At 68.1% G+C, this 15,951-nt stretch carries 16 protein-coding genes; 10 read left to right on the top strand and 6 right to left on the bottom strand.

Translation table 11 applies throughout. The annotated features are described in order from the left end of the window. The first annotated feature begins 107 nt into the window (after positions 1-107). The gene (locus ACX40Y_RS03755; RefSeq protein WP_459118187.1) at positions 108-1,001 is read left to right on the top strand and encodes a CE1 family esterase; all 894 of its coding nucleotides are present in this window, start codon (positions 108-110) and stop codon (positions 999-1,001) included. A 753-nt stretch (positions 1,002-1,754) separates the two neighbouring features. Here ACX40Y_RS03755 and ACX40Y_RS03750 read toward each other — a convergent pair. Further along, entirely contained in the window at positions 1,755-2,672 is a 918-nt protein-coding gene (locus ACX40Y_RS03750) for an ABC transporter ATP-binding protein (RefSeq protein ID WP_459118186.1), read from the bottom strand. Positions 2,673-2,738: 66 nt separating this feature from the next. Between ACX40Y_RS03750 and ACX40Y_RS03745 the strand changes: the two genes are divergently transcribed. Then, a complete protein-coding gene (locus tag ACX40Y_RS03745) occupies positions 2,739-2,969 on the top strand; it encodes a zinc-finger domain-containing protein (RefSeq protein WP_459118185.1) in 231 nt (76 codons plus the stop codon). 32 nt (positions 2,970-3,001) lie between these two features. Here ACX40Y_RS03745 and ACX40Y_RS03740 read toward each other — a convergent pair whose 3' ends face one another. Continuing rightward, a complete protein-coding gene (locus ACX40Y_RS03740) occupies positions 3,002-3,244 on the bottom strand; it encodes a 2TM domain-containing protein (protein WP_459118184.1) in 243 nt (80 codons plus the stop codon). Beyond that, on the bottom strand, positions 3,193-3,480 hold the full coding sequence (locus tag ACX40Y_RS03735; protein WP_459118183.1) for a helix-turn-helix transcriptional regulator: 288 nt from the start codon (positions 3,478-3,480) through the stop codon (positions 3,193-3,195). Before ACX40Y_RS03735 ends, ACX40Y_RS03740 begins: the two co-directional genes overlap by 52 nt. A 145-nt stretch (positions 3,481-3,625) precedes the next feature. Here ACX40Y_RS03735 and tldD point away from each other — a divergent pair, with 145 nt between their 5' ends. From tldD to ACX40Y_RS03720, 3 genes are all read left to right on the top strand, one after another. After that, entirely contained in the window at positions 3,626-5,053 is a 1,428-nt protein-coding gene (gene tldD / locus ACX40Y_RS03730; protein ID WP_459118182.1) for a metalloprotease TldD, read from the top strand. Continuing rightward, the gene (locus ACX40Y_RS03725) at positions 5,050-5,766 is read left to right on the top strand and encodes a DUF6250 domain-containing protein (RefSeq protein ID WP_459118181.1); all 717 of its coding nucleotides are present in this window, start codon (positions 5,050-5,052) and stop codon (positions 5,764-5,766) included. Before tldD ends, ACX40Y_RS03725 begins: the two co-directional genes overlap by 4 nt. Before the next feature lie 76 nt (positions 5,767-5,842). Then, a complete protein-coding gene (locus ACX40Y_RS03720) occupies positions 5,843-8,539 on the top strand; it encodes an exo-rhamnogalacturonan lyase family protein (protein ID WP_459118180.1) in 2,697 nt (898 codons plus the stop codon). A 17-nt stretch (positions 8,540-8,556) separates the two neighbouring features. Here ACX40Y_RS03720 and ACX40Y_RS03715 read toward each other — a convergent pair whose 3' ends face one another. Next, positions 8,557-9,255: an HAD family hydrolase gene (locus ACX40Y_RS03715; protein ID WP_459118179.1), complete on the bottom strand. Its 699-nt coding sequence runs from the start codon at positions 9,253-9,255 to the stop codon at positions 8,557-8,559. Beyond that, complete coding sequence (locus ACX40Y_RS03710) at positions 9,252-9,920, bottom strand: YggS family pyridoxal phosphate-dependent enzyme (protein WP_459118178.1); 669 nt, start codon at positions 9,918-9,920, stop codon at positions 9,252-9,254. The genes ACX40Y_RS03715 and ACX40Y_RS03710 overlap by 4 nt, the downstream gene beginning before the upstream one ends. Before the next feature lie 22 nt (positions 9,921-9,942). Here ACX40Y_RS03710 and ACX40Y_RS03705 point away from each other — a divergent pair, with 22 nt between their 5' ends. Beyond that, complete coding sequence (locus ACX40Y_RS03705) at positions 9,943-10,464, top strand: thiamine phosphate synthase (RefSeq protein ID WP_459118396.1); 522 nt, start codon at positions 9,943-9,945, stop codon at positions 10,462-10,464. A gap of 42 nt (positions 10,465-10,506) precedes the next feature. Here the strand turns inward: ACX40Y_RS03705 and ACX40Y_RS03700 are convergent, their stop codons facing one another. Further along, positions 10,507-11,232, bottom strand: coding sequence for a hypothetical protein (locus ACX40Y_RS03700; RefSeq protein WP_459118177.1), 726 nt, complete (start codon positions 11,230-11,232; stop codon positions 10,507-10,509). A 206-nt stretch (positions 11,233-11,438) separates the two neighbouring features. On the opposite strand from ACX40Y_RS03700, the gene ACX40Y_RS03695 reads away from it, so the two are divergent. The 4 genes from ACX40Y_RS03695 to holA are packed head-to-tail and all read left to right on the top strand — an operon-like array spanning position 11,439 to position 15,942. Further along, positions 11,439-11,870, top strand: a complete 432-nt coding sequence (locus tag ACX40Y_RS03695) for a DUF3576 domain-containing protein (RefSeq protein ID WP_459118176.1) — start codon at positions 11,439-11,441, stop codon at positions 11,868-11,870. Positions 11,871-11,882: 12 nt separating this feature from the next. Then, on the top strand, positions 11,883-14,420 hold the full coding sequence (gene leuS, locus ACX40Y_RS03690) for a leucine--tRNA ligase (RefSeq protein ID WP_459118175.1): 2,538 nt from the start codon (positions 11,883-11,885) through the stop codon (positions 14,418-14,420). Continuing rightward, positions 14,417-14,923, top strand: a complete 507-nt coding sequence (lptE, locus tag ACX40Y_RS03685) for an LPS assembly lipoprotein LptE (protein WP_459118174.1) — start codon at positions 14,417-14,419, stop codon at positions 14,921-14,923. Before leuS ends, lptE begins: the two co-directional genes overlap by 4 nt. Then, positions 14,920-15,942 (top strand): DNA polymerase III subunit delta, encoded by a 1,023-nt coding sequence (gene holA, locus ACX40Y_RS03680; protein WP_459118173.1) that lies wholly within the window; start codon positions 14,920-14,922, stop codon positions 15,940-15,942. The genes lptE and holA overlap by 4 nt, the downstream gene beginning before the upstream one ends. The last annotated feature ends 9 nt before the right edge of the window (positions 15,943-15,951 follow it).

The following is a 15,951-nucleotide window of genomic DNA, read 5'->3' as shown; positions in this document are numbered from 1 at the left end:
TCCTTTGCCGCGCTTTAAGCGCGTCCGCGCGGCGTTTCGCAATCCCCGGGCGTTGACGAGCGGGGGCTCAGGCGACGACAACGCCCCGAACGGATGAGGAGAAACGGATGACCTGGCGCTGGCTGATCGCGACGATCGCGCTGATTTGCAGCGGCACCGCCCATGCGGCGCGCTGCACGATCGGCGCGCCGGGCACCACGGTGGCAGTGGCGATCGAGGGGACCGGGCGATCGATGCTGGTGCATGTGCCCCGCGGCGGCGCGGCGGCGCGGCTGCCGCTGGTGTTCGTGTTTCACGGCAGCACCGGCAATGCGCGGGCGATCCTGGCGCAATCGAAGCTCGAGGCGACATCGGACCGCCACGGCTTTCTGCTCGCCGCACCCGATGGCGGGATTGCCGAGGGCGGCGGCTTTGTGTGGAACATCCCCGGCGTGCCGACGGTTTCGGGCAAGATCCCGGGGCCGGACGATGCCGACGACGTCGCCTTCGTGAAGGCGGCGATCGACCAGCTGGCCGCGAAGGGCTGTGTCGACCGGGCGCGGGTCTATGCCACCGGCTATTCGGGCGGCGGGCGGATGACGTCATGGCTCGGCTGCGTCGCGGCGGACCGCTTCGCGGCGATCGCGCCGGTGGTGGGGCTGCGCGCGGGCAACCCGCTGAAGGAAACGCCGCGCATCCCCGATCCGGCGACCTGCGCGCCCTCCCGCCCGATGCCGGTGCTGGCCTTCGCGGGCGATGCCGACACCACCAACCCAGTGCAGGGCGGCGGCGCGGGATACTGGCAGTACACGATGCACACCGCGCTGGCTCGCTGGGCGGACCTGAACGGGTGCCGCGCGGGACCGGTGAAGCGCGAGGTTTCGGTGGAGGTGACGGAGGAGCGCTTCAGCCGCTGCTCGGGCGGCGCGAACGTGGCTGGACGGGTGAAGCGCGGCGCTGGCCATGTCTGGGTGGCGGACAACGAGGCGATGTGGACATTCTTCGCTTCGCATCGCCGGTGAGCAGGCTCGACGTTCAGCGGGACGCCGAGCCGCAACTCGTGGCGGACGTCTGGCTCTATGAAACCGCCGATGGCGGGAGAGCTGGGCCCGCCCTCCCCGGCTTCGGCTGCATCCTGATGACTAGCAGAGACCTACCGTATTCCGGTTGGGATGCCCTTCTCCTCCTTCGGGACCAACCCCTGCACCCCGGCGAGCGACGGCGCCTCGGATTCGTCTTTCTGACGCCGGAAAGCGCGCTACCCGTCTTCAGACAAGCGGAGCGCTTCTATCTTTGGGACGGACGCTTCATTGGCGAGGGCACGATCGCATCTCACATCGATAGCGCCCGATGATGAAGCGTCTCGTTCTTTGCTGCTTCTCGATGCCGCTTCTTAGCGGGTGCGGCACGGATACGCTGTGCTCGTTGGAGAGGTTGCACGTTGCTCGGGATCTTGGAGGCGACAGGGTTGCGGTCACGTCTGTTCGGAATTGTGGCGCAACATCTGATTTCGTGACCGTGATCAGCGTTGGTCGTGCCACGGAACCTCAGGCAGCCGCGACAGAGGTGTTCGTCGCCGACAGCGATCACGGAGCCGCATTGGATGGAGGCGGTGGCGCGATTTGGACTAGCGTCGTTTGGTCAGCGCCCGGCAAACTGTCCGTTGCCTATGCTTCCAAAGCACGTATCTTCAAGCAGTTGCCCTCAGCGAAGGGGGCAGACATCCGCTTCAAAGCAAGCGACCCACCGATATCGCCTCCGGTGGATTGAGGTTCCTACGCCGCCCGCGTCAGGTTCAGGAATACATCCTCAAGGTCCGCCTCGCGCGTCGACACATCGACGATCCCCAGCCCCGCCGCCTGCACCGCGCCCAGCACTTCGCCAGCATTGGCCTGGTCCTTGCGGTAGGTGATCACCAGCACGCGCTCGCCCTTCAGTTCCACCTTCTGGAAGCAGGCATTGTCCGGCGCCGCCGCGATGTCGCGGTCCACGGTCACCTCGACCACCTTTTCCTGCGCCATGCCGACGAGTTCGCGCGTGGGCTTGTTGGCGATCAGCTGGCCGTGGTTGATGATGGCGATGCGGTCGCACAGCTCCTCGGCCTCTTCGAGATAGTGCGTCGTCAGCACCACCGTCACGCCGCGCTGGTTGAGCTGCTTCACATAGGCCCAGAGCTGCTGGCGCAGTTCCACGTCGACACCCGCGGTCGGCTCGTCGAGCACGATGATCGGCGGCGAATGAACCATCGCCTTGGCGACCATCAGCCGCCGCTTCATGCCGCCCGAGAGCGTGCGCGAATAGGCGTTGGCCTTGTCTTCCAGATGCACCGCGCGGAGCAGCGCCATCGCGTCGAACTGCTCCTTGCGCACCCCGAACAGCCCGGCCTGGATCTCCAGCGTCTCCTTCGGCGTGAAAAAGGGGTCGAACACGATCTCCTGATTGACGATGCCGATGCTCGCCTTGGCGTTGCGCGGATTGGCGTCGATGTCGAAGCCCCAGATCGTCGCGCTGCCGCTCGTCTTGTTCACCAGCCCGGCAAGGATATTGATCAGCGTCGACTTGCCCGCCCCATTGGGGCCGAGCAGCCCGAAGATCGCCCCGCGCGGCACATCGAAGGTTACACCGTCGAGTGCGCGCTTGCCGCCCTGATAGGTCTTGCACAGGGTATCGATGCGGATCGCTGCCTGAGTCATGCCGTTCGCATAGAAGCGCGCGCAGCCGATTGCGAGCCCCCGCGCGCTTTGCTAGGGGCTTGTTCCATGATTGCGCCGCCCGAAGTGATCCGCACCACCCAAGCTCGTGTCGCCTGTGACGGCACGGGCCCCGGCCTGCCCGCCGCGCTGGGCCATCCGCGCGTGTTCCTGCAGATCGACGAATCGGGCTATGTCGATTGCGGCTATTGCGATCGCCGCTTCGTGCTGATCGGCGGCCCCGCCGACGGTGCCGACCAGAGCCAGCTGCCCGATCACCCGGCAGGCGCCAGCATCTAACACCAGCATCTAGCTGGCGCGGGCCACCGACGTCAGTTTCGCGTCAGGGGGCGCCCGAGCCTTCGTTCAACCTGACGGCGCTCCCAAGCTCCGTTGAGGAAAGGCACCTTGTCGAACACGGTCATCCCGTGAACGATAAGTCCAAGGCCCCAAAAGCCCAGCGGCCACAGAAACCAGAAATAGACCGGCGTGAACGCGAGGTTGATCGCGGCCAGCACGCCCATCACGACGACATACTGCACGAGATGCAGATAGAATCGCTTGAGATTGCGCACATGCGCCAGTGCGAGCGCCTCATCAGACGCAACGGAATGCAAGGAAGTTGGGGAATGGTCGGCTCCTTCAGGTCGGACCAATCCACCGCGAAAACCGCGGCGATCGCCTTGAGCGATTCGGTGCTTGGCGTGCCGCCCGCCTCCAGCCGTTGAATGGTCCTGGCGCTCACACCGCTTAGCGTGGCGAGTTCTTCCTGCGACCAGCCGTGGCGAAGCCGCAACTTCTGGATCAACATGCCTGCACCTCGAATCACCATTACCTGATTGGCGTGCTGAGGCGATCGTACCACGTCAGCGACCCGACACCGAGACGACGTGTGCCCGACATCTTCCCGGCGCCTGGCGGTTTACCTCGAGTGGTGAGCTTCCTACGTATAAGGAATGACCTATCCCTCCGATCCCCGCGCCTTCCTCTATCGTGAGGGGTTCGATCCCGATGCCGCCGTGCGCGTCACTGCCGATGCGCTGGCGAACGCCGAGGATGGCGAGCTCTATCTGCAATATCGCAAGACCGAGGCATTCGGCTTTGACGACGGGCGGCTGAAGACCGCGTCGTTCGATACCCAGTCGGGCTTCGGCCTGCGCGCGGTTTCGGGCGAGACGACCGCCTTTGCCCATTCCAACGAGATCAGCGCCGCCGCAATCCGCCGCGCCGCCGAGACGATGGCGCTGATCGATCCGGCGAAACAGGGCAAAGCGCCCCCGCCGCAGGGCAACAACCGCCATCTTTACACCGATGCCGATCCGCTCGACCTGGTGCCCTTCGCCGACAAGGTGAACCTGTGCCAGACGATCGACGCCGCCGCCCGCGCGCGCGATCCGCGGGTCAAGCAGGTGTCGGTCAGCCTCACCGGCCAGTGGAGCGTGGTCGAGGTCGTGCGCGCGGACGGCTTCGTCGCCACCGATGTGCGGCCGCTGGTGCGGCTCAACGTCTCGATCGTGGTCGAGCAGAATGGCCGGCGCGAAACGGGCAGCTTCGGCACCGGCGGGCGCACCGTCTATGACCGGCTGTTCCAGCCCGAAACGTGGAACCGCGCGATCGACGAGGCGCTGGCGCAGGCGCTGGTCAATCTCGATGCCGTCGCGGCACCGGCGGGCGACATGACCGTGCTGTGCGGGCCCGGCTGGCCCGGCGTGCTGCTGCACGAGGCGGTGGGCCATGGCCTAGAGGGCGATTTCAACCGCAAGGGTACCAGCGCCTTTTCGGGTCGCATCGGCGAGCGCGTCGCAGCGCCGGGTGTGACCGTGGTCGACGACGGTTCGATCCTCGACCGGCGCGGCTCGCTCTTGATCGACGACGAGGGCACGCCGACGCGTGAGACGGTGCTGATCGAGGACGGCATCCTCAAGGGCTATATGCAGGACCGCTTGAACGCGCGGCTGATGGGCGTCGAGCCGACCGGCAATGGCCGTCGCGAATCGTTCCAGCACGCGCCGATGCCGCGGATGACCAACACCTTCATGCGCGGCGGCAAGGACGATCCCGCCGAACTCCTGTCGCGCGTGAAGAAGGGCATCTATGCCAAGAGCTTCGGCGGCGGCCAGGTCGACATCGTCTCGGGCAAGTTCGTCTTCTCGTGCACCGAGGCGTACCTGATCGAGAATGGCAGGCTGGGCGCACCGATCAAGGGCGCGACGCTGATCGGCGACGGGCCGACCGTGCTCAACAAGGTGACCGGCATCGGCAACGACTTCGCGCTCGACGAGGGCATCGGCATGTGCGGCAAGGGCGGCCAGTCGGTTCCCGCCGGCGTCGGCCAGCCGAGCTTGCTGGTGGAAGGGCTGACGGTGGGCGGCACCGCGGCGTGAGCGCGGCGGTGCCCCGGTTCGACCGGCGGACATTGCTGGCGGGGAGCCTTGCCACGATCGCGCTGCCCGGCGCGACATGGGCGCGAGCGCCGCGCCTGCTCCACGCCGATGATTTCCGCCACGGCCTGTCGCAGTGGCGCGTCGAGATGGAACGGCCGGCGCGAATCGCGGCGGAGGCGGGCACGCTCGACATCGATACGCCGGGCGGGGTGACGCTGTGGTTCCGGCCGGTGCTGAGCGGGCCGGTCGCGATCGACTATCGGGTGACCGCGGTCGCAGCCGGCGGCGCCAATGATGCGGTGAGCGACGTCAATTGTTTCTGGATGGCGCATGAGCCGGTCGCGGCGGAGGGCAGCACGACGGTGCGCGAGCGCAGCGGCGCCTTTGCCGATTATGACACGCTGGCAACCTATTATGCCGGGATCGGCGGCAACCGGAACACGAGCAGCCGCTTTCGCCGCTATGTCGGCAAGCCCGGCGTGCGGCCGCTATTGCCGCAGCACGACCTGTCGGCACCCGGCGACCTGCTCGTCCCCAACCGGCCGATGCGGATTCGGCTGATCGCCGATGGCGGTCGAATCGCTCTGATCCGCGACGGCCGCACGCTGTTCGCGCTCGACGACTCCCGGCCCTATACGCGCGGGCTGTTCGGGCTTCGCACGACGCAGAGCCATTTGCGCGTGAACGATTTAAAGGTGTGGCGCCTTGAATAATCACATTGTGGGAATTCATTCCATATAATACGCTAACTCCTGCAATGGCCGGACAAGGCCGCGGAGGAGGGATGCCATGGGTCGAACGATCGTTTCGCGCCGCGAGCTGCTTGGCGGCGGAGTCGCCGGCGCCGCGCTGGCAACGCCGCTGGTCCCGGCAGCGGCCGCGACGCCGATGCCACATGGTGATTCGGCCTGGATCGACGGCGCCCCGCCGGCAGGCGCGATCGAGGGGCAATGCTGGGGCCAGGCCTGGCCGCGCGGGCGCCTGCCCCGCCGCACGCAATTCGCGCTGACCGCGAGCGACGGCGCGCCCCTGCCCGTCCAGAGCTGGACGACCGCCTATTGGGCCGACGGATCGATCAAATGGACCGCACATGCGATGCCGGCGAGCGCGCGCGCGCAGGACGGCTATCGGATCGCGCCGGGCGTGCCGGCGGTTCCGGCGGCGCCGGTGACGGTCCGCGCGACGCCGAAGACGATCTTCGTCGAGAACGGGGCGCTGCGCTGGGAAATTTTCCGCAGCGGCGGCGTGCTGGCGCGGGCGATCGATGCGCAGGGCACGGTGCTGATCGATGCGGTGCGGCTGGTGGGCGAATTCCGCGCCGACCGGCCGGACGGGCCGCGCGTGGCGCTCGACGGCGCGATCCTACGCGCCGAGGTGGAACAGGCCGGGCCGGTCCGCGCGCTGATCCGCATCGATGGCCACCACCGCGCTGGGGCGCAGACGCTGCTACCCTTCACGGTGCGGCTCGAAGTCTTCGCCGGATCGCCGGCGCTTCGCATCGTGCACAGCGTGACCCATGATGTCGATCCGGCGACGATGTTCGTCTCCGGGCTTGGCGTCGTCGCCGATGTGCCGATGCGCGGCGCGCTGCACGATCGGCACATCCGCCTCGCCACCGGCGACGAGACGATGCTGGTCGAGGCGGTGCGCCCGCTCACCGGGTTGCGGCGCGATCCCGGCCGGGCGTTCCGCGAGGCACAGGTGGCCGGCCGCGCGGTGCCGCCGGTCGAACAGATGCGCCCGCCGGTCGGGGCGCTGCTCGACCGCATCCCCGCCTGGGGGTCGTTCCGCCTCACCCAGTTGTCCGCCAATGGCTTCACGATCGCGAAGCGCACCGGCCAGGGCATGGGCTGGATCGACGCGGGCGAGGGCCGGCGCGCGCCCGGATTCGGCTATGTCGGATCGCCCTGGGGCGGTGCGGCGATCGCGGCGCGCTGGTTCTGGCAGCGGCATCCGACCGAACTGGCGATCGACGGCGCCAGCGGCGAGCGCGCGCGGCTGACCGCCTGGCTATGGTCGCCCCGCGCCGCGCCGATGGACCTGCGCCCCTATCACGGGGTGATGGGCATGGCGGATTATGATGCGCAGAACGAAGGGCTCCAGATCACCTATGAGGATTATGAGCCCGGCTGGGACAGCGCACGCGGCATCGCCCGTACCAGCGAGCTGACGATCTGGGCCTTCGCCGCGACGCCGCCGATCGAGCGACTGCAGGCGCTGGCGCGAACCGCCGCCGAGCCGCCGCGGCTGATGGCCGATCCCGCCCAGCTCCACGCGGCGAGCGTGTTCGGCGACTGGGCACTGCCCGACCGGTCGACCCCGGTCCGCAGGCGGATCGAGGACCAGCTGGCGGGGCTGATCGACTTCTATCGCGGCGAGGTCGATCGCCGCAGCTGGTATGGCTTCTGGAATCACGGCGACGTGATGCACAGCTATGATTCGGATCGGCACCAGTGGCGCTATGACGTCGGCGGATTCGCCTGGGCGAACAGCGAGCTTTCGCCCGATCTGTGGCTGTGGACGGCTGCGCTGCGCAGCCGCGATGCCCAGGCGTTCCGTCTGGCCGAGGCAATGACGCGGCATACGAGCGAGGTCGATGTCTATCATCTCGGCCGCTTCGCCGGGCTGGGGACACGCCACGGCGTGCAGCATTGGAGCGACAGTTCGAAACAGCCGCGCATCAGCAACGCCGCCTATCGCCGCATCTTCTATTACCTGACCGCCGACGCGCGCACGGGCGACCTGATGCGCGCCCTGGTGACGTCGCAAGAGGCGCTGCGGCGCGTCGAGATCGGACGCAAGGTGCCGGGGGCGAAGCACGAGACGCTGCCCGACGGCGTGATCGAAATGTCGTTCGGCACCACCTGGGCGGTGCTGGCGGGCGCGTGGCTGACCGAATGGGAGCGCACCGGCGACGCGAAATGGCGCGACCGGATCGTCGCCGGGATGGACAGTATCGGCCGGCTGCCGCGCGGCTGGCTGACCGGCAGCGCGCCCTATGACCTGGCGAGCGGCCGCTTTCTCGATCGCGGACCGAAGATCCAGCTGTCGCACCTCAATGCGGTGTTCGGCGCGGTGGAGGTGAATGCCGAACTGCTCGACCTGATCGACGTGCCGCGATACCGCGCGGCGTGGCTCGATTATTGCCGCTGGTACAATGCCCCCAAACCCGAATGGCTGGCGAAATGGGGCGAGCCGTTCGGCCCGCGCAACCTGCGCCAGGCGCATTCGCGGCTGACCGCCTATGCCGCGCATGCCACCGGCGACGCGGCGCTGGCGGCGCGGGCGGCCGAGGAATTCCTGTCGGGCGATGCGGGACTGCCACTTCATCGCGACGATCCGCGCCGGGCGCTGCCGGGCGGCGGCCTCGAATGGCCGGGGATTTCGACCAACGCCGCCGCGCAATGGGGGCTGGCCGCGATCCAGAACCTCGCGCTGATCCCGCAGGCGCTCGACGCCGCAGCGCCGGCATCGCCGCCGGGCTGAGCGGCCACGGCGGCGAATCAGGCGATCAGCCGGGCGACCTCGTCGAAATCATGCGCGACATGCTGCACGCCCAACGCGCGCAGCCGTTCGCCATGATCGGCTGCGCAGTGCGCGCCGGCGCACAGGCCGATCACCGTCGCGCCCGAGGCGACTGCGCCGGTCACGCCCACCGGCGAATCCTCGAGGATCACACACGCCTCGATCGGCACGCCGAGTGCTGCGGCGGCGTGGAGATAGAGATCGGGCGCGGGCTTGCCGCGCGCGACATGCTCGCGACCGCTGAACAGCTTGTCGCCGAACAGGTCCCGGACGCCGAGATGGCGGAGATGCGTATCGAGCCAATGCGTCCGGCTCGATGAGGCGATCGCCTTGGGCAGGTCGGCGGGCAGGCTCTCCAGGAAGCGAAGTGCACCTGCGACCGCCGGGAGGCCCTCTGCCAATGCGCGCGCGTCCTCTTCGGCCCGCGCCGCGTGAAAGCCCTCCGGCACCGCCCGGCCGATCCAGCGCTCGATCGCCGCGAGAAACTCGTCGCCGGCGAGGCCCATGAAATTCGCCATCGAATGTTCGGGCGTGGTCGGGTGGCCGATGCTGGTCAGATAATCGGCGATCTGCCGGTTGCCGGCATATTCGCTTTCGAGCAGCACGCCGTCGAAATCGAACAGGATCGCATCGAATCGCACCGACAGCGTTGCGGGCATCCGCCTCATCTCGTTCATTCCCGTACTCCGAACAACGCGGTGCCGACACGGACATGGGTGGCGCCGATCGTCACCGCGGTTTCATAGTCGCTCGACATGCCCATGCTGAGGCCGGTCAGGCCGTGATCGCGCGCCAGCTTTGCGAGCAGCGCGAAATAGGGCGCCGCCTCCAGCCCGGCCGGCGGCACGCACATCAACCCGGCGAGCGGCAGATCAGCCGCCTTCGCCTCGGCGAGCAGCGCGGGCAGTTCGGCCACTGGGCAGCCGCCCTTTTGCGGCTCGTCGCCGATATTGACCTGAAGGAAGCAGGCCGGCCGGCGATCGGCCTTGTCCATCGCGCGGGCGAGCGCGGTTACCAGTGAGGGCCGGTCGACGCCGTGGATCGCATCGAACAGCGCGACGGCATCGTCGGCCTTGTTCGATTGCAGCTGGCCGACAAGGTGGAGCGCGATGCCCGAAGTCGTCTCGCGCAACTGCGGCCATTTGGCCTGCGCCTCCTGCACCCGGTTTTCGCCGAACACGCGCTGACCAGCGTCGATCAGCGGCTGGATCGTCGCCGCATCATGCGTCTTGGAAACTGCGATCAGCGTGACGTCGTCGGGCTTGCGGCCGGCGATCTTGGCGGCGCGGGAAATCGCGGTCTGCACCGCGGCGAGCCGCTGGCTGGCATCGTCTTCAAGCATGGCGCGCGCTATAGGCGTGGCGATGCGGCCCCGCCACCCCCCAATCCCCCGCCTGTGGCTGATGACCGATCCCCGGATGGGCGAGCGGCTGTGGGACGCGCTCGAACACTTGCCGCGCGGCAGCGGCGTGATCTTTCGCCATTATCAATTGTCGCCGGCCGAGCGCCGGGCGCTGTTCGCGCGCATCGCCGCGGTGGCGCGACGGCGCGGGCTGGTGCTGGTGCGCGCAGGCGACACGCGCTTTCGCGGCGAGGCCGGGACGCATGGCGGGCGCGGGGCTGGGCTCACCACCTGGCCGGTGCATTCGCGGGCCGAGGCGATCGCGGCGATTCGCGCGGGCGCCGGTGCGCTGCTGGTCTCACCGGTGTTCGCGACTCGCTCCCATCCCGGCGCGCGCACGCTGGGCGTGGTGCGGTTCGGCATGCTGATTCGCGGCCTGGGCGTGCCGGTGATCGCCTTGGGCGGCATGAACCCGGCATCGGCGCGGCGGCTTAGCCGGCTCGGCATTCACGGATGGGCGGCGATCGACGCCTGGGCGTCCTGATTCGCAAGCGATTCGGCCGCCGCGATCGGCAGCCGACAGCGATCAGAAGCGGAAGGCAGTGCCGATATAGATGGCCTGGCTGTCGCGCGACTGTTCCGAGGTGAGCTGCGTCAGACGGTCCCGCTCGCTTTTGTAGCGGACGCCCGCGGTCACGTTCAGGTTGCGCGACACCGAATAGGAGCCGCCGAGATCGAACGAATAGCTGGGCTTGTCCCCGGTGAGCGAGATCGTACCGGGCAGCGGGCGATCCGACGTCGCCTGGAGCTTGCCGCTCAGCCGCTTGCCCTGATAGCTCACGCCGATATCGGCGCGCTCGACGCTGCCGGGCTGATCGACGATTTCGACCTTGGTGACATCGCCCGACACCGAAAACCGCTTCCAGCCGACCGAAACGCCCAGATTATAGGCGATCGGTGCGAGACTGATCGAGGCGGGCAGCGCGGTCGGCACGTTGCTGGCAACCTGCGCGGTGCGGGTGGAGCGGGCACGCGCCGTCACCGACACCGCATTGCGCGAGGCCGGCCGGGCATCGGCAGGGGTGAAGCGGAAACTGTCATCCGCCATGCCGCTGCGCGCCAGCACGGCCGCGAGCTTGGGATCGGCCGCGGCGGGGGTGAACACCCCGGGCGCACGGACCATCGACGACGTACGAACGGCCGGCTTTAATGCGCGATCACGTTCCTGCGCCTGGAGCGCGGGTGCGACGACGAGCCCGGCGGCGCACAGCGCCCCCAGCCCGATCCCCGACATCCACTGAACCAAACGCATCTGCATTCCTCTCTTATGGGTGCCCCTACCATGATTCAGAAGCAACGTTCCACCGGCGGAAATGATTTTCCCGGAGTGTTGCAAGCGGCCCACAGGTGGCGCCCCGCGCCGAACCGCCATCACATCGTGTCCCGCCTTGCTCCCGCCACATCACGGCCTATAGATGCAGTCGCTCACTCCCCTTGGCCGGTAGGAATTCGTCGTCAATGAACCGCCTGTTGCGCATCGCGATCCTGGGGTCGCTCGCTGTTTCCGTCGCCGCCTGCGGTGGCAAGGCACGCCCCGAAGCCGATCTCGCGGCGTCGAAGGTCACGACCATCGGCGTGAACGCCTATCTGTGGCGCGCCAGCCTTGACACGCTCAGCTTCATGCCGCTGCTCCAGGCTGATTCGAACGGCGGCGTGATCATCACCGACTGGTATGTGAACCCCAACACCCCCGCCGAGCGGATGAAGGTGACGGTGACCGTACTCGACCAGGATCTGCGCGCCGATGCGCTGCGGGTCGCGGCGCTGCGCGAAGTCAATCGCAACGGCGCGTGGGTCGCCGCGCCGGTTCAGGCCGCGACCGTGCAGAAGCTGGAGGACATCATTCTCACGCATGCCCGCGACCTGCGCCGCGCAGCCGTCGCAAACTAATCGGAAGCCCAGATGGCGTCTCGCTTCAATCCCTTGAAGGCGGACGGGGTGTGGCAGAAGGCGTGGGAGGAAAACCGCACCTTCGCCGCCCGCGACGATTCGCCCAAGCCGAAGTCCTATGTGCTCGAGATGTTCCCCTATCCCTCGGGGCGCATCCATATGGGCCATGTGCGCAACTACACGATGGGCGACGTGCTGGCGCGCTTCCGCCGGATGAAGGGCATGGAAGTGCTCCATCCGATGGGCTGGGACGCCTTCGGCATGCCCGCCGAAAATGCCGCGATGGAAAAGAAGGTCCATCCCGGCGCCTGGACCCGCCAGAACATCGCGACGATGAAGGCGCAGCTCAAGCGGCTGGGCTTCGCGCTGGACTGGACGCGCGAGATCGCCACCTGCGAGCCTGACTATTACGGCCAGGAACAGGCGCTGTTCCTCGACCTGTACGAAGCCGGGCTGGTCTACCGCAAGGAAAGCGCGGTCAACTGGGACCCGGTCGACATGACCGTGCTCGCCAACGAGCAGGTGATCGACGGGCGCGGCTGGCGCTCGGGCGCGCTGGTCGAGCGGCGCAAGCTCAACCAGTGGTTCCTCAAGATCACCGATTTCGCCGATGACCTGCTCGAAGGGCTGAAAGGCCTCGAGCATTGGCCGGACAAGGTGAAGCTGATGCAGGAAAACTGGATCGGCAAGTCGCAGGGGCTGACGTTCCGCTTCGCGCCGCTGGTGCCGCTCATGGAGTCGATCGAAGTATATTCGACGCGTCCAGACACCATTTTCGGCGCGAGCTTCCTTGCCATTTCCGCGGATCATCCGATTGCGCGGGAAGTCGCTTCGCGTGATGCCGAAGCCGCCGCATTCATCGAGCGCTGCAAGCAGGGCGGCACGACCGCCGCGGAATTGGATACGCAGGAAAAGCTCGGCTACCACACCGGCTACGAAGTCCTGCACCCCTTCGACAGCGGCTGGACCCTGCCCGTCTTCATCGCGAACTTCGTCCTGATGGATTACGGGACGGGCGCCGTCATGGGCGTGCCAGCGCATGACCAGCGCGACTTCGAGTTTGCGACCAAATACGGTCTCGAAATTCGTCGGGTCGTGTCGGATGGCGACAAGACAGACGCCAAGTTCCAAGAGAGTGAGGCCTATACCGGCCCCGGCACGCTGGTGAACTCGCACTTCCTCGACGGCCTGGATGTCGTCGATGCCAAGCGTGAGGTGATCCGCCGCGCCGAGGAAGGCGGCTGGGGCACCGGCAGCACCGTGTGGCGCCTGCGCGACTGGGGCGTCAGCCGCCAGCGTTATTGGGGCACCCCGATCCCGATCATCCATTGCGAGGATTGCGGCCCCGTCGGCGTGCCGAAGGACCAGCTGCCGGTCTCGCTGCCTGAGGACGTCTCGTTCGACGTGCCCGGCAACCCGCTGGATCGCCACCCGACCTGGAAGCATGTCGATTGCCCCAAATGCGGCAAACCCGCGCGGCGCGAGACCGACACGCTCGACACCTTCGTCGATTCGAGCTGGTATTTCCTGCGCTTCGCCAGCCAGCCTGCGGACAAGCCGTTCGACAAGGCGGTGGCCGAGCAGTGGCTGCCGGTCGGCCAGTATATCGGCGGCGTCGAGCATGCGATCCTGCACCTGCTCTATGCGCGCTTCTTCACCCGCGCGCTGCGCCATATCGGCCGTATCGACGTGGCCGAGCCGTTCGCGGGGTTGTTCACGCAGGGGATGGTCACGCACGCCAGCTATTATCAGCTGGAAGTGCATGAGGGGCTGGAGCGGAAGCTCTATTTCGAGCCGTCCCAGGTCTCGTTCCGCGCGGACGGATCGGCCTATCTGACCGACACCGGCGCCGAGGTTACCGTCGGCCGCGTCGAGAAGATGTCGAAGTCGAAGAAGAACACCGTCGACCCGACCGAGATCGTCGACCAATATGGCGCCGACGCGACCCGCTGGTTCGTGCTCTCCGACAGCCCGCCCGAGCGCGACCTGGAGTGGAGCGAGAGCGGCATCGAAGGCGCGTGGCGCTTCGTCAACCGGCTGTGGCGCCTGTTCGACGGGCTGGAGGCGGCAGAGGGCGAGGACAAGGACCTCGACCGCAAGCTCCACCGCACCATCGCCGGCGTCGCCGAGGATATCGAGGCGCTGACCTTCAACAAGGCCGTCGCCAAGCTCTACGAACTGACCGCGGCGATCGAGAAGGCCAAGCCCTCCGCCTCGCGCACCACGGCGATCCGCACCCTGGTCCGCGTGGTAGCGCCGATGGTGCCGCACATCGCCGAAGAGGCCTGGGCGGCGATGGGCGAGACCGGCATGATCGCCGATGCCGAATGGCCGGCGGTCGACCCGGCGCTGCTGGTCGATGACGAGGTGACGATCGCCGTGCAAGTCAACGGCAAGCTGCGCGACACGCTGGTGATGGCGAAAGGCTCGCCCAAGGATGTCATCGAGGCCGCCGCCCTTGCATCCGACAAGATCGTCCGCACGTTGGAGGGCAAGGCGCCGCGCAAGATCATCGTGGTGCCCGATCGATTGGTGAATATCGTCGCATGACCAAGGCCGCTGCCCTGCTCGTTCCTCTCGCGCTCGCCTTGTCGGGCTGCGGGCTCCATCCGCTCTATAGCGGCGGCGGCAGCGGCGCGGTGGCCTCGACGCTGGCGGGCGTCGAGGTGGCGCCCATCGCCGGCCAGTCGGGCTGGCTGGTGTCGAACGCGCTCAAGGACCGGCTCGGCAGCCGTGGCACCACCGCGCGCTACCGCATGGAGGTCAAGCTCGACGACCAGATCATCGGGCTGGGCGTGCGCGCCGACGATTCGGTGACGCGCGAGCGGCGGACGCTGCGCGCGCGCTACCAGCTGATCGATCTGAGCAACGGCCAGGTCGTGCTCGACGCGACTGCCGGGTCCGATGCCGGTATCGACGTGGTCGGTTCCGAATATGCGACGATCGCGGCGGAGAAGAGCGCGCTCGAACGGCTTTCGGGCATCGTCGCGGACCAAATCGTCGCGCGCGTCGCGCTGTTCGTCCGCTCCGGCGCAGCGCAACCCGCGAAATGAAGGCCAGCGCGGGCCAGATCCGCGCCGCCGTCGACGCGCCGAAGCCGGATATCCGGCTCTATCTGCTGCACGGGCCGGACGAGGCGGGTGCCGCCGATCTTGCGCAGCGGCTCGGCCGGGCGATCGGCGCCGATGCCGAGCGCGTCGATATCGACATGAAGATGCTGCGCGATCAGCCGGGGCTGCTTGCCGACGAGGCGGCATCGCTCTCGCTGTTCGGCGGCGCACGCTACATCCGCGTGACGGGGATCGAGGAGGGCGCGGCCGAGGCGGTGGCGCTGCTGCTCGGCGCCGAGCGCGCGGGCAATCCGGTGGTGGCGATCGGGCCGGGGCTGAAAAGCACGGGCAAGCTCGTCAAGGCGGCGATCGCCGCGCCCAATGCGATGGCCTTTGCCTGCTATCCCCCCGAAGGCGCGAGCGCCGCGCAGCTCGCCGCGACGATCGCGCGCGAGAATGGCCTGCGCCTGACCGGCGACGTGCCGCAGGGGCTGGCGATGGCGAGTGGCGGCGACCGCGCGATCCTGACGCGCGAGATCGAGAAGCTGGCGCTGTTTCTCGACGCCGCGCCCGATCGGCCGCGCGATGCCGATCAGGCGGCGCTCGACGCGATCGGCGCCGATCTGGGCGAAGGCGAATTGTTCGGCGCGATCGACGCGGTGCTCGACGGCCGTGTCGGCGAGGTGGGCGAGGAACTGGCGCGGCTGGCGGAAAGCGGCGGCTCGGCGATCCCGCTGCTGCGCCAGCTGGTCCGCCGCCTCATCACCCTCGCCGAACTGCGCGCGGAGATGGATGGCGGCGCCAGCGCCGAGGATGCGATGGAGCGTCAGCGCGTCTTCTTCAAGGAACGCGCCGCCACCGGCCGTGCGCTGCGCCGCTGGTCCGCCCCGCAGATCGCCCGCGCGATCGAGCGCGTGCGCGCCGCCGAGCGCGCGATGATGCATTCGGGCAGCGCCGGCGAACTGCTTGCCGAGGCCGAATGCGTCGCGATCGCGCGCGCGGCGGCCCGCGCCCGCGGCTGAACCCGACGC

This window comes from Sphingomonas sp. RS6, assembly GCF_054489705.1.
Note: the sequence above shows the minus strand (reverse complement) of the source record. Positions and strands in the feature narration are given on the sequence as shown.

Bases quoted from the DNA above. Each gene is read 5' to 3' on its own strand.
- ACX40Y_RS03755 (WP_459118187.1), top strand. From the start codon at position 108: ATGACCTGGCGCTGGCTGATCGCGACGATCGCGCTGATTTGCAGCGGC.
- ACX40Y_RS03750 (WP_459118186.1), bottom strand. From the start codon at position 2,672: ATGACTCAGGCAGCGATCCGCATCGATACCCTGTGCAAGACCTATCAG.
- ACX40Y_RS03745 (WP_459118185.1), top strand. From the start codon at position 2,739: ATGATTGCGCCGCCCGAAGTGATCCGCACCACCCAAGCTCGTGTCGCC.
- ACX40Y_RS03735 (WP_459118183.1), bottom strand. From the start codon at position 3,480: ATGTTGATCCAGAAGTTGCGGCTTCGCCACGGCTGGTCGCAGGAAGAA.
- tldD (WP_459118182.1), top strand. From the start codon at position 3,626: ATGACCTATCCCTCCGATCCCCGCGCCTTCCTCTATCGTGAGGGGTTC.
- ACX40Y_RS03720 (WP_459118180.1), top strand. From the start codon at position 5,843: ATGGGTCGAACGATCGTTTCGCGCCGCGAGCTGCTTGGCGGCGGAGTC.
- ACX40Y_RS03715 (WP_459118179.1), bottom strand. From the start codon at position 9,255: ATGAACGAGATGAGGCGGATGCCCGCAACGCTGTCGGTGCGATTCGAT.
- ACX40Y_RS03710 (WP_459118178.1), bottom strand. From the start codon at position 9,920: ATGCTTGAAGACGATGCCAGCCAGCGGCTCGCCGCGGTGCAGACCGCG.
- ACX40Y_RS03705 (WP_459118396.1), top strand. From the start codon at position 9,943: ATGCGGCCCCGCCACCCCCCAATCCCCCGCCTGTGGCTGATGACCGAT.
- ACX40Y_RS03700 (WP_459118177.1), bottom strand. From the start codon at position 11,232: ATGCGTTTGGTTCAGTGGATGTCGGGGATCGGGCTGGGGGCGCTGTGC.
- ACX40Y_RS03695 (WP_459118176.1), top strand. From the start codon at position 11,439: ATGAACCGCCTGTTGCGCATCGCGATCCTGGGGTCGCTCGCTGTTTCC.
- leuS (WP_459118175.1), top strand. From the start codon at position 11,883: ATGGCGTCTCGCTTCAATCCCTTGAAGGCGGACGGGGTGTGGCAGAAG.
- lptE (WP_459118174.1), top strand. From the start codon at position 14,417: ATGACCAAGGCCGCTGCCCTGCTCGTTCCTCTCGCGCTCGCCTTGTCG.
- holA (WP_459118173.1), top strand. From the start codon at position 14,920: ATGAAGGCCAGCGCGGGCCAGATCCGCGCCGCCGTCGACGCGCCGAAG.